Source organism: Methylophilus sp. YYY-1, assembly GCF_029132825.1.
GTDB lineage: Bacteria > Pseudomonadota > Gammaproteobacteria > Burkholderiales > Methylophilaceae > Methylophilus > Methylophilus glucosoxydans.
The window spans coordinates 1,196,842-1,208,819 of the sequence record NZ_WOVG01000001.1 but is presented as its reverse complement, the minus strand read 5'-3'; the positions used below and the strand labels follow the sequence as shown (position 1 = coordinate 1,208,819).

General features: G+C 52.1%; 11 protein-coding genes. 4 read left to right on the top strand and 7 right to left on the bottom strand.

From position 1 onward, the window contains the following. Positions 1-169 precede the first annotated feature (169 nt). The 6 genes from clpS to GOC95_RS05830 all read right to left on the bottom strand — a co-directional run bounded on the left by clpS (position 170) and on the right by GOC95_RS05830 (position 6,745). Positions 170-481 carry an ATP-dependent Clp protease adapter ClpS gene (gene clpS, locus GOC95_RS05855; protein ID WP_194748617.1) on the bottom strand — a complete coding sequence of 104 codons (312 nt, stop codon included), beginning with the start codon at positions 479-481 and terminating at the stop codon, positions 170-172. An 81-nt stretch (positions 482-562) separates the two neighbouring features. Then, a complete protein-coding gene (locus tag GOC95_RS05850; protein WP_194748616.1) occupies positions 563-1,834 on the bottom strand; it encodes a CNNM domain-containing protein in 1,272 nt (423 codons plus the stop codon). A gap of 81 nt (positions 1,835-1,915) precedes the next feature. Next, complete coding sequence (gene secF / locus GOC95_RS05845; RefSeq protein ID WP_275356276.1) at positions 1,916-2,860, bottom strand: protein translocase subunit SecF; 945 nt, start codon at positions 2,858-2,860, stop codon at positions 1,916-1,918. Between the two features lie 44 nt (positions 2,861-2,904). Next, positions 2,905-4,734: a protein translocase subunit SecD gene (secD, locus tag GOC95_RS05840; protein ID WP_194748614.1), complete on the bottom strand. Its 1,830-nt coding sequence runs from the start codon at positions 4,732-4,734 to the stop codon at positions 2,905-2,907. A 60-nt stretch (positions 4,735-4,794) separates the two neighbouring features. Then, on the bottom strand, positions 4,795-5,109 hold the full coding sequence (yajC, locus tag GOC95_RS05835; protein ID WP_194748613.1) for a preprotein translocase subunit YajC: 315 nt from the start codon (positions 5,107-5,109) through the stop codon (positions 4,795-4,797). A 445-nt stretch (positions 5,110-5,554) separates the two neighbouring features. Beyond that, positions 5,555-6,745: a tRNA guanosine(34) transglycosylase Tgt gene (locus GOC95_RS05830; RefSeq protein ID WP_275356275.1), complete on the bottom strand. Its 1,191-nt coding sequence runs from the start codon at positions 6,743-6,745 to the stop codon at positions 5,555-5,557. A gap of 156 nt (positions 6,746-6,901) precedes the next feature. Here GOC95_RS05830 and pssA point away from each other — a divergent pair, with 156 nt between their 5' ends. The 4 genes from pssA (at position 6,902) to GOC95_RS05810 (ending at position 11,022) form a co-directional block, all read left to right on the top strand. Beyond that, entirely contained in the window at positions 6,902-7,690 is a 789-nt protein-coding gene (pssA, locus tag GOC95_RS05825) for a CDP-diacylglycerol--serine O-phosphatidyltransferase (RefSeq protein ID WP_275356274.1), read from the top strand. A gap of 125 nt (positions 7,691-7,815) precedes the next feature. Further along, complete coding sequence (locus tag GOC95_RS05820; protein ID WP_275356273.1) at positions 7,816-9,348, top strand: 2-isopropylmalate synthase; 1,533 nt, start codon at positions 7,816-7,818, stop codon at positions 9,346-9,348. Between the two features lie 84 nt (positions 9,349-9,432). Continuing rightward, positions 9,433-10,326: a drug/metabolite exporter YedA gene (gene yedA, locus GOC95_RS05815; protein WP_275356272.1), complete on the top strand. Its 894-nt coding sequence runs from the start codon at positions 9,433-9,435 to the stop codon at positions 10,324-10,326. A gap of 24 nt (positions 10,327-10,350) precedes the next feature. Further along, on the top strand, positions 10,351-11,022 hold the full coding sequence (locus GOC95_RS05810; protein WP_275356271.1) for an HAD family hydrolase: 672 nt from the start codon (positions 10,351-10,353) through the stop codon (positions 11,020-11,022). 33 nt (positions 11,023-11,055) lie between these two features. Here GOC95_RS05810 and ccsA read toward each other — a convergent pair whose 3' ends face one another. After that, entirely contained in the window at positions 11,056-11,889 is an 834-nt protein-coding gene (gene ccsA, locus GOC95_RS05805; RefSeq protein ID WP_275356399.1) for a cytochrome c biogenesis protein CcsA, read from the bottom strand. Positions 11,890-11,978 lie beyond the last annotated feature (89 nt).

Genomic DNA, 11,978 nt, shown 5'->3' with positions numbered 1-11,978 from the left:
CAAAAAAATTCAATGCCCCAATCGTACTATTTGCTCAAGTTTAAATGAGTCAAACTGAATGAAACCATGTATTCACATGCTACCACTGCTGCTGATGCTTTGAAGCGCAAGAATGTCAGCGTATTTGCCCGATATTCTTGCGATGCCTATTCCCGGCCTCAACCCTGTGTTACGCCGCTTCAATGACGCATTGCAAGGGATGCTGCGCTTCTCTGGCCGACTCCAGCACCTGGTGCATTTTGGTTTCGGCTATGTCTTGTGGGTATACACCGCATACGCCGACCCCCTCGGTATGTACTTTGAGCATGATTTGCGTCGCTTGTTCGCGGGTCTTGCTAAAAAAACGCTCAATCACTGCCACCACAAACTCCATTGGGGTGTAGTCATCATTGAGTAACAACACCTTGAACAGTTCGGGAGGTTTGGGTTTGGCAACTTGAGGGGCTACCGCCAAATCACTATCACGCTTGGGTCTTGCCATAGTTTCGTATACCTGTCTTAGGACTTATTTTGCGCCTTGTATTAAAAAATTCAAGTGCTGGATACGGAAGTTAGCCGTGTTTTAAAGATAAATTTTGACGCGCTTGACGATACGGTCCTGCGCTTCCAGGATTTCGAGCCGGTGATCACCGATCTTGAAGCTGGTATTCTGCTCGGGAATATCCTCAAAGTGCTCCAGAATCAGTCCATTCAATGTACGTGGACCATCGGTAGGCAACGAGAGTTTCAATTTGCGGTTGAGATCGCGCAACAGACTGCTGCCATCCACCAGCCAGCTGCCATCTTCATGTTGATGAAACTGGCGTTCATGTTCTGGCGTTTGAGTGGTGAACTCACCGACCACTTCTTCCAGAATGTCCTCCAGTGTCAGCAGGCCTTTGAATTCGCCATATTCATCTACCACCAGCGCAATGCGTTCATGGTGCTTCTGGAACTGCTGTAATTGGGTATACAGCGGCGTGCCAGAAGGGATGTAGTAGGGCAGACTCATCGCTGCCTGCAGCAACGCTTTGGTGGGCGCCTGGCCGATATGGAAGTCGCGCAGGAGCGGCAGTACTTTGCGCACATGTAAAATGCCAACAATGTCTTCATGATCGCCCTGGCGTACTGGCAGCCGCGAGTGGTGGCTACGCACCAGTTGTTCCATGATTTGCTCAATCGGATCATCGAGGTCGATGAATTCCACCATGGTGTGCGCCGTCATTGCATCGTCGACAATAATGTCTTCCAGATCAAGCAAGTTGAGCAAAATGGTCCGGCTTTGTGACGGGATATATTGCCCGGCATCGCTGACAATGCTGCGCAGCTCTTCAGACGTCACTGCTTGGGCCTGCTCGTCAAAGTTAACGCGCACTCTGAGTATTTTAAGGAAGGCTTTGACAAACAGATTGACAAACCAGACCACGGGCGTGAATAACCATAATAGCGGGTAGAGCAGGTAACTGCTGGCAAAGCCCAGTTTTTCGGCATGGGCAGCGGCAATCACTTTTGGCGAAATCTCACTGAACACCAGAATGGCAAAAGTGATGGCCAGCGAGCCAAACATCAACACATAGTCGCCCTCACCAAACAGGCGCTCGGAAATAATCACTTCCAGTGTCGAGGAGCCCACAATGCAAAACGTGTTACCCAGCAGGATGGCACCCAGAGTTTTGTCGGTTTGCGCAATCAAGCGGCTTGCCAGTTTAGCCCCGCGGTGACCTTCTTTGGCCAGATGTCGCATGCGGTAACGGTTCAGCGACATTAAACTGGTTTCGGCAATAGAGAAAAAGGCCGTAAAAGCCAGCAACAGCAGTAGCAGGCAAATCTGCCAGCTTAAGGGGATATTGTCCAAGGGGGCGACGATAAAAACAAGAAGCCACTAGTGTACTCACCAGTGGCTAAAAATCAAGGGAAACCGGGACTAGGTCGCGGCTTAAGGGGCGAGGGCAGTTTCGTCTTCTTTGGGTTTTTTCTCGCTGTCACCAATCAGGTTGGCACGGTTGACGCCCAGCCACATGGCAATCGGGCAGGCAACCAATACGGATGAGTAAATGCCGAACAGAATGCCGATGGTCAAGGCCAGGGAGAAGTTGTGCAAGGTTTCGCCACCAAAAAACAGCATGGAACAGACCATGGTTTGCGTCATGATGTGGGTGATAATGGTGCGTGACATGGTGCGCGTAATCGCATTATCAATCACTTGCACTGCGCTGGCTTTACGCATTTTCTTGAAGTTTTCACGCACACGGTCAAAGACCACCACAGATTCGTTCACCGAATAACCCAGCACGGCAAGAATCGCGGCGAGCACCGTCAGGTTGAATTCCCACTGGAAGAACGCAAAGAAGCCCAAGATAATAATCACGTCGTGCATGTTGGCGATGATGGCAGCTACCGCAAAACGCCATTCAAAACGCAAGGCCAGGTAACCCATGATGCCTGCGCAGACCAGCAGCAAGGCCAGCGCCCCATTTTCATACAACTCTTCACCCACTTGCGAGCCGACAGACTCCACACGACGGATTTCAGCACCAGCATCCGCGCCTTTCAGGGCGGTCGAGATTTTTTCAGAGAGCTGGGCAATCGATAATTCTTTTTTAACGGGCAGGCGGATCAGCACATCCTGGCTAGAACCAAAGTTCTGCACCGTGACATCTTTCAAGCCAACCGCATCTATGACCTGACGAATTTGCTCGATATTGGCAGCGGCCGGGTAATGTACTTCCATCACGGTCCCGCCGGTAAAGTCCACCCCATAATTGAGGCCGCGGTGAAACAGGAAGAAAATTGCCAGCACAAACGTGATCAGCGAGATTGAAGTGGTCAGACGCCCGTAACTCATGAACGGGATGTCTTTTTTAATTCTGAATAATTCCATAATGTGTTCTCTTAAATGCGTTTCTAGTCGTGGCAGGTCACGGATTAGCCGATCCGCAGGTGCTCAATCTTGCGGCGATAGCCATACAAGAGATTCACCAGTGCACGAGAAACCAGCACGGCACTAAACATAGAGGTCATAATGCCCAGCACGTGAACCACAGCAAAGCCTTTGATCGGGCCGGTCCCGAACATGAACAGTGCCAGACCTGCAATCAAGGTCGTCACGTTGGAGTCCAGAATCGTATCAAACGCGCGATCGTAACCAGCATGGATACTGGCTTGCGGCGTATTGCCGTTACGCAACTCTTCACGGATACGCTCGTTGATCAGTACGTTGGCGTCAATTGCCATTCCCAGGGCCAGTGCAATCGCGGCCAAACCTGGCAGAGTAAGTGTGGCTTGCAACATGGATAGGATGGCAACCAGCAATAGCAGATTCACACCCAAAGCCATGACCGAGACGCCCCCAAACACCATGTAGTACACAATCATCATGACCGCAATCGCGGCAAAGCCCCACAGTGTAGAGTGCACACCACGTTTGATGTTTTCTTCACCCATGCTTGGGCCCACAGTACGCTCTTCAATGATTTCCATCGGTGCGGCCAATGCCCCGGCACGTAACAGCAATGAAATGTCTGTGGCTTCCTGCGCGTTGGCCATGCCTGAAATCTGTACGCGGCCACCGCCAATTTCTTCATTGATCACCGGCGCTGTAATCACTTCGGTGCTACCTTTTTCAATCAGCAAAATCGCCATGCGTTTGCCAACGTTTTCGCGGGTGACATTTTTAAAGATTCCGGCACCACGGCCATCCAGCGTGACATTCACGACTGAAGCGCCATTTTGGCCATTCACACCAGGCCCTGCATCGGTAATCCGGTCACCGGTCAGCACCACATTCTTTTTCACCAGTACGGGGCGACCTTCACGGTCAGTGAACATCTCATCGCCAAACGGCACCTGTCCGCTTTGCGCTTTTTGCAAGGTCGCCATGTCAGACTTCTCTTCGTCTACCATGCGGATTTCCAGGGTCGCGGTCCGGCCCAGGATTTCCTTCGCCTTGGCGGTATCTTGCACACCAGGCAATTGCACCACAATGCGGTCCATGCCTTGCTGTTGCACGATAGGCTCAGCGACGCCCAGCTCGTTAATCCGGTTGTGCAGCGTTTGCAGGTTTTGCTTGAGGGCGAATTCCTGAATGCGTTTTTGCGCCATCACGCTCATGCTGGCTGTCAGGTTGAAGTCCTTGTCGCTGCCCGTAATTTTATAAGTCAGGTCAGAATAGTCCTTGGCCAGCAGGTTGCGAGCCTTGGTGGCTTCTGCTTCGGATTCAAATTTCACCACCACCACTTGGCCCTGGCGCTCAATGCCGAAATAATTGACTTTCTCTTTACGCAAGGCCATGCGGAAATCGCCCATGGTGCTTTCTGCGGCTTTATCCAGCGCGGCTTTCATGTCTACTTGCAGCAGAAAGTGCACGCCGCCACGCAAGTCCAGACCCAGATACATCGGCTTGGCGCCTATGCTTTGCAGCCAGTTTGGTGTTTGTGGCACCAGATTGAGCGCGACGGTATAGTCTTTACCCAGGTTGGCGACCAATTTGTCTTTTGCCAGCAGTTGCGTATCGGTATTGGCAAAACGTACCTTCACGCCGCTCGCATCCATAAACACGCCATCAAACGGAATATCCGCGAGCTTGAGCGTATCCTCCACTTTGCGCAGCAAGCCCTCATCCAGCTTGAGCGAAGTTTTGGCCGGACTGATTTGTACCGCAGGCGACTCCCCAAAAAAGTTGGGGATCGTGTACAGCAGCCCAATCACAATCACGGTGCCAATCAGCACGAATTTCCATAACGGATAACGGTTCATAACAAACTCTTGTTCAGAATGAAAGGCAAGCGCTTTGCGCTTGCACTAAATGGATAACAGTTAAATCGATTTTAAAGTGCCAGCAGGCAGCAAGGTCTGCACAGTGTGTTTCTGTACATGCACCACGGTATTGGCCGCGATTTCGATGCTGACAAAATTTTCACTGACTTTAGTCACTTTGCCGACAATCCCGCCGTTGGTCGCCACTTCATCGCCTGCCTTCAGTGTTTCGAGCATGGATTTATGCTGCTTGGCCTGCTTGACTTGTGGGCGGATCAGCATGAAATAAAACAACACAAAAATGACCACCATAGGCAAAAAGCTCATAAAGTCGGTGGCTGGCGCGCCAGCGGCATAGGCATTGCTGATAAACATAATACTTGTTCCTGAATGAATCTAATAAGTAACTCGCGATTCTAGCACAGGCAAGAGAAGAATAAATGGCGGGGTGTGATTCGAGGATGAAAGGGCGTTATTTGCTGAAATGCGTTTTATGAGCGTTGTCGTTCTGGCAGTGGCCGGAATCTAGACGAGGGTAATATTAGCTTGGTTATGATTGAAGCATGAGCGTTAGTAAAGGGAGCGACTGTTCGAGTCCCGCAGCGGCTCACGCATTTTGTGAGCTGCCAGGTCGAGTTTCGTGACCGCTTTTTTTGGCGAGCAACGGAGGGGATAAGCGGAAGCTAGGGTGTCGTGTTCTTTGCTTTCTTTCTGATGGACAAGCATAAGAAAGAACGGTCGCCTAAAGGCGAAATAAATCGATCATCGATTCAGCTTATGCTTAAGTGTTTCATTCACCTCTACAAGCATGGAGCTGTTCTTAACGCTTCTCTGTCCGTTTCCGGGCAAATTCGGCCTTAAACGCCTTAAAGCGGTTTTCTTCGATCGCCGCCCGCATGCCTTGCATCAACACCTGGTAATAATGCAGGTTATGGATGGTGTTCAAACGTGCGCCAAGAATCTCGCCGATGCGGTGCAGATGATGCAAATAGGCACGGCTAAAGTGCTGACAGGTATAGCACTCACACTCATCATCCAGTGGGCGTGTATCCGTTTTGTAACTAGCGTTCTTGATCTTCACATCGCCGTATTGCGTGAACAGCCAGCCATTACGGGCGTTACGGGTGGGCATCACACAGTCAAACATATCAATGCCATAGCTGACGGCATCCACCAGGTCTTCAGGGGTGCCGACGCCCATCAGGTAGCGAGGTTTGTCTTTAGGCATTTGTGGCGCAGTATGTGCCAGGATGCGTAACATGTCTTCTTTGGGTTCGCCGACCGAGAGGCCGCCAATGGCATAGCCATCGAAGCCAATGGCTTCCAGGCCCTGGCGTGAGATATCGCGCAGGTCTTCATGCATGCCACCCTGAATGATGCCGAAAAGTGCATTGCCGTTGGTGGGCAGATGCTCGGTACGCAGTTGTGCAACCTGTTCCTGGCCACCCTGCAGGGTCAAGGTATGCGCGATGGTGTGTGTCTGATAGACATTAAATGCATCGCGACTGCGTTGTGCCCAGCGCAGGCTGAGTTCCATCGACTTGCGCGCCTGATCATGGCTGGCCGGGTAGGGTGTGCACTCGTCAAAAATCATGACGATGTCACTGTTGAGTACACGCTGGATGCGCATGGACTCTTCAGGTGTCAGAAAGCAGCGGTCGCCGTTGATGGGGGACTGAAACTTGACACCTTCTTCGGTAATTTTGCGCAAGTCACCCAGGCTCCATACCTGAAAACCGCCTGAGTCGGTCAGAATGGCCTTATCCCAGCCCATGAATTTATGCAGGCCATCATGTGCTGCAATCACTTCCAGTCCTGGCCGCAACCACAAATGAAAGGTATTGCCGAGCACAATGTGGGCTTGAATCTCATCGAGCTCCTGTGGAGACATGGCTTTGACCGTGCCATACGTGCCCACAGGCATAAAGGCCGGGGTTTGGACTTCACCATGGGGCAGGCTGACGGTGCCGCGGCGAGCTAGGCCGTCGGTATTGTGTAAGGAAAACTGCATGAACGCGCGATAACTGGCTTAAATAAAGCGCTATTTTAGCACAGCCGGGATACTTGCTTCTTGCGGAGAAAACCCGCTTGCATGCTGGGGGCACGCTTGCATTTTTTGTGATTGCCCGCAACAATGCAGGTATTCTGCAATTCTGAAAAGTTCCTTATGGTTGAATCACAAAACCGCCAGTCTAGACGCGAACAACACACCACCCTGCGGCAGCGCGGGATTTACCTGCTACCCAACCTGTTTACCTCAGCTTCGCTATTTGGCGGTTTTTACGCGATCGTGCAGGCGATGAACCAGCACTTTGAGCAGTCAGCGATTGCGATTTTTATTGCCATGGTGATGGATGGCCTGGATGGCCGTGTGGCACGCATGACCAATACCCAAAGTGCGTTTGGCGCTGAATATGACAGCCTGGCGGACATGGTGTCGTTTGGGGTCGCCCCGGCGCTCATCATGTATGTGTGGGCCTTGCAGCCCATGAACAAGCTGGGCTGGATTGCAGCGTTTATTTATGCCGCCTGTGCCGCCTTGCGCCTGGCCCGGTTCAATACCAAGCTGGATGATCCCTTTCAGGACAAGCGCTACTTTCAGGGCTTGCCAAGTCCGGCCGCAGCAGCCTTGATTGCCGGCTTTGTCTGGGTGTCTTATGAATACAATATCGATGGCCGCGAGATTTTCTTTGGCGCCTTGCAGGTGAAATGGATTGCCTGGTTTATCACTATTTTTGCCGCAGGCTCTATGGTCTCTGACCTCAAGTTCTACAGCGGCAAGGATATCAACCTCAGACATTCGGTGCCGTTCGTAGCCATTCTGGCGGTGGTGATGGCCTTTGTGCTGATTTCATACAGCCCGCCAGAAGTGTTGTTTAGCGTGGTGTTCGTGTATGCCTTGTCTGGCTATTACATGTGGGCACGCGAGCGGCTGCAATCCAAAAATACTGCCTAGTGCAGAGTCTTCTCTAAAACGCGCTTGGGTAAGCGCGTTTTTTATTTGACGCCTGCGGTGTGGGCGCGGTTATAGTCATTTAAAGGACAAGCGGGTAAAATCCTGCTGTCAGATTAGGAATATTCATGGAACAAATTATTATTTTTGATACCACGTTGCGTGACGGAGAACAAAGCCCCGGCGCGGCGATGACTAAAGAAGAAAAAATCCGCATTGCCCGCCAGTTGGAGAAATTGGGCGTGGATGTGATTGAAGCCGGGTTTGCTGCCGCCAGCCCCGGTGATTTTGACGCGATTTCCGAGATCGCCAAGGTGATTAAAACCTCTACCGTTTGCTCCTTGGCACGAGCCAGTGAAAACGATGTGCGCCGTGCCGGCGAGGCGATCAAGCATGCCGTCCGTGGCCGTATCCATACCTTTATTGCCACCAGCAAAATCCATATGGAAAACAAGCTGCGCATGACGGAAGACCAGGTGGTTGAGCGTGCTGTGCAAGCAGTCAAATGGGCGCGTGAGTATACTGAGGATGTCGAGTTTTCTGCGGAAGATGCGGTACGCTCAGAGATTGATTTTCTGGTGCGCGTGTTTGAGGCCGTGATTGAAGCAGGCGCCAAAACCATTAACGTCCCGGATACGGTGGGTTACAGCCTGCCGGCGGTGTGGGGCGAGCGCTTTGCCACCTTGATCCAGCGCGTCAAGGGCGCGGACAAAGTGGTCTGGTCTACCCATTGCCATAACGACCTCGGCATGGCGGTCGCCAACTCGCTGTCAGCGGTCATGAATGGTGCACGTCAGGTCGAGTGCACAATCAACGGCCTGGGCGAACGCGCCGGGAATGCCAGCCTAGAAGAAGTCGTCATGGCAATTAAAACCCGTAGCGATATCTTCAATCTGCACACGCGCATTGATACCACGCAAATCGTGCCGTCTTCCAAGTTGGTGTCTACCATCACCGGCTATCCTGTGCAGCCGAATAAAGCCATTGTCGGTGCCAACGCGTTTGCGCATGAGTCTGGCATCCATCAGGATGGCGTGCTCAAGCATCGAGAGACCTATGAAATTATGCGCGCCGAAGACGTGGGCTGGGGTGCAAATAAATTGACGCTGGGCAAACTGTCTGGCCGTAATGCGTTTAGAACCCGGTTGAAAGAGTTGGGCATTGAGCTCGAAAGTGAAGACGCGCTCAATGCGGCGTTTGCGCGCTTTAAAGAGCTGGCTGACAAAAAATCGGAAATCTTTGACGAGGATTTGCATGCATTGGTCAGTGATGAAGTGGTTCAGGAAAGTCGTGAAATGTTCAAGCTGAGCTACTTGCAAGTGGCCTCGCAAACCGGCGAGATCCCGCACGCGATTTTGACCCTGAGTGTGGATGGTAGCGAGCAGCGTACCGAAGCCAATGGCGGTGGTCCGGTCGATGCGACCTTCAAGGCGATTGAAAACGTGGTGCAAAGTGATTCCGAGTTGCTGCTGTATTCGGTCAACAACATCACCAGTGGTACCGATGCGCAAGGGGAGGTGACCGTGCGTTTATCTAAGGGTGGGCGCATCGTGAACGGTCAGGGCGCCGATACCGATATTGTCGTCGCCTCCGCTAAAGCTTATCTGAATGGCCTCAACAAGCTGTATGCAAAAGCAGAAAAATTGAACCCGCAAGTGTAAGCAGGCTCTGAACCAACGCTTGTTGCCTGCGGGTAACAAGCGTTTTCTTTTTTCAACCATGACACCCTGGAAAGGCAAGCCGCAATGACGCAAACAAATCATTGGTTGTTGGTGACCATTGCGCTGGCTTGTACCTACTTTATCTGGGGCTCAACTTACCTCGCGATTAAGTATGCGATTGAGAGCTTTCCGCCCTTTGTGATGGTGGGGCTGCGTTTTACCATAGCCGGTAGCCTGTTATATGTCAGTTTGCGCTTGCTCGGGCATGCGCCGCCGACACGCTTGCAGTGGCGTGGAGCGGCCTTGGTTGGCCTGCTGTTGCCCGTGCTGGGCAATGGGACGGTGTCACATGTGCAACTGCATGTGTCCTCCAGCGTGGCAGCGCTGGCGATTGCGACTGCGCCCATCTGGATGGCGATTTTCTCCAGCCTGTGGGGGCACAAAATCAGCCGCCGCGAATGGTTGGGCATTGCGATTGGCCTGGTAGGTATTTTATTGCTGAATACCCGTGGTAGCCTGCAAGGCGACTGGGTCAGTGCCTGCTTGCTGATGTTTGCAGCCGCATGCTGGTCATTGGGATCGGTCTGGGGCAAACATTTGTCTATGCCTTCCGGGCTCATGGGTGCCGCTAGCCAGATGTTGTGTGGCGGGATCATTGCGTTTTTATTCAGTATCGCCTTTGGCGAGCATATGCCTGCGCAGGTGTCGCCCCGGGCATGGGTGGCGCTAGGCTTTATGATCGTGCCTGGGTCTATCATTGCTTTTTCTGCCTACCATTGGTTATTGCATCATGTGCGTCCCCTGGTCGCCAGTAGCAACACCTTTGTCAATCCGGTGGTCGCCTTTGTCGTCGGCGTCTGGTTTGCCGACGAACAGATATACCTCATGGAATATATTTCGCTGGCCGTGATTCTGGTCGGCGTCTTTTTAGTGCTGACGGCAACCAAAGAAGCCGTGCCCGATGAACAGATTGTTTAATGTTGATTAAAGAAATGAAGCGTGATGAAACAAAACCTGGCCTTATTTGACTTGGACAACACCCTGCTGGCAGGGGATAGCGACTATAACTGGAGCGTGTTTTTGATTAGTGAAGGCCTGCTGGATGGCGCGCAGCACAAGGCGCGCAACGAGCAGTTTTACGAAGACTATAAAAACGGCTGTCTGGATATTTATGCTTTTCTCAAGTTCCAGTTGCAGCCTTTGTCGCAACATCCCAAAGCGTTTCTGGATGAGCTGCATAAAAAATATATGACCAACGTTATCCGCCCGATGATGACGCAAAAAGCACAAGACCTGGTCAACCAGCACAAAGCCAATGGCGATGTGTGCATGATCATTACCGCGACTAACAGTTTTGTCACCAAGCCGATTGCCACCGCTTACGGCATTGAGTATTTGATCGGCACCGATCCTGAAATGGTGGATGGGCAATATACCGGTGGCGTCAGTGGCACGCCCAGCTTTCAGCAAGGCAAGGTGACGCGTCTGAACGAGTGGCTGGCTGCACGTGGTCAGCGCTTGGCCGATTTTGAGAAAAGTTATTTTTACAGTGACTCACACAACGATTTGCCACTCATGAAGCTGGTGACCAATCCGGTGGCGGTGGATGCAGACCCTACGCTTACCGCCTACGCGCAAGGCCAAGGCTGGCCTATCATCAGTCTGCGAAACTAAAAAGAGCCGTATATGCTGGCAGGCGCTTAATAGTTAGCGCCCCAGCACCACGTGTAACACAAAACGGCTGCCTATATACGCCAGCAGCAGCAAGACAAAGCCCACCAGCGTCCAGCGGGTGGCGACTTTGCCCCGCCAGCCATATTTAAAGCGCCCGAACAGCAGCCAGGCGTAGATCATCCATGAGGCAATCGAAAACACGGTTTTGTGGTTGAACTGCAAGGGTTTGCCAAAAATTTCTTCGCTGAACAACATGCCGCTGATCAAGGTAATCGTCAGCAAGACAAAGCCCACGTGCAACACTTTAAACAGCAGCGCATCCAGCACCAGTAACGGTGGAAAGCCTTGCAGCGCCAGCCAGCTGTTTTTTTGGTGCAAGGCGCGCTCGGCCATGCGCATCAGACACGCATGCAGCGCCGCAAAGGTAAACAGGCTGTAAGCCAGTATGGCGATCAGGATATGCAGGTTAAACAGGGTGAAGCCGTGGGTATCCACATAATAGTCTGTCACCGCAAAGCCTGGCATCAGCATGCAAAGCGCGGCAGGCGGCAAGACGAAGGCCTGCAAGCTGTGTAATGAATGTTTTAAATCGGCCACCCAGTAAATCAACACCGTCAGCCATAAAATCGCCGAAAGCGCGTAATACACCCCCAAATTGACTGAGCCGATAGCAAACATATCCCGATAGAGCAGGCCGCCATGCATGACCAGCCCCAGCGCCACCATCGCGCCGTGCAGTTGAAACGGAAAAGCATTTTCATCGACCGGTTTGCCCTGTTTGGCAATGCGCCAGTAATCGAGCGCCACCGCCATATAGACAAACGCGACAATCAGGTAAGGTAGCAGGTGTTGAGTCATGCTTGGCATTATGGCAAAACTCATTGCATTCGCCTAGGGTTACTGCCGCGCAAACGCCGGATGCATGCGCTTTATTGCAAGGGTTGCCCCACCATGAT

Coding starts and splice junctions, on each gene's coding strand:
- clpS (WP_194748617.1), bottom strand. CDS start 481: ATGGCAAGACCCAAGCGTGATAGTGATTTGGCGGTAGCCCCTCAAGTT.
- secF (WP_275356276.1), bottom strand. CDS start 2,860: ATGGAATTATTCAGAATTAAAAAAGACATCCCGTTCATGAGTTACGGG.
- secD (WP_194748614.1), bottom strand. CDS start 4,734: ATGAACCGTTATCCGTTATGGAAATTCGTGCTGATTGGCACCGTGATT.
- yajC (WP_194748613.1), bottom strand. CDS start 5,109: ATGTTTATCAGCAATGCCTATGCCGCTGGCGCGCCAGCCACCGACTTT.
- GOC95_RS05830 (WP_275356275.1), bottom strand. CDS start 6,745: ATGCAGTTTTCCTTACACAATACCGACGGCCTAGCTCGCCGCGGCACC.
- pssA (WP_275356274.1), top strand. CDS start 6,902: ATGGTTGAATCACAAAACCGCCAGTCTAGACGCGAACAACACACCACC.
- GOC95_RS05820 (WP_275356273.1), top strand. CDS start 7,816: ATGGAACAAATTATTATTTTTGATACCACGTTGCGTGACGGAGAACAA.
- yedA (WP_275356272.1), top strand. CDS start 9,433: ATGACGCAAACAAATCATTGGTTGTTGGTGACCATTGCGCTGGCTTGT.
- GOC95_RS05810 (WP_275356271.1), top strand. CDS start 10,351: ATGAAACAAAACCTGGCCTTATTTGACTTGGACAACACCCTGCTGGCA.
- ccsA (WP_275356399.1), bottom strand. CDS start 11,889: ATGCCAAGCATGACTCAACACCTGCTACCTTACCTGATTGTCGCGTTT.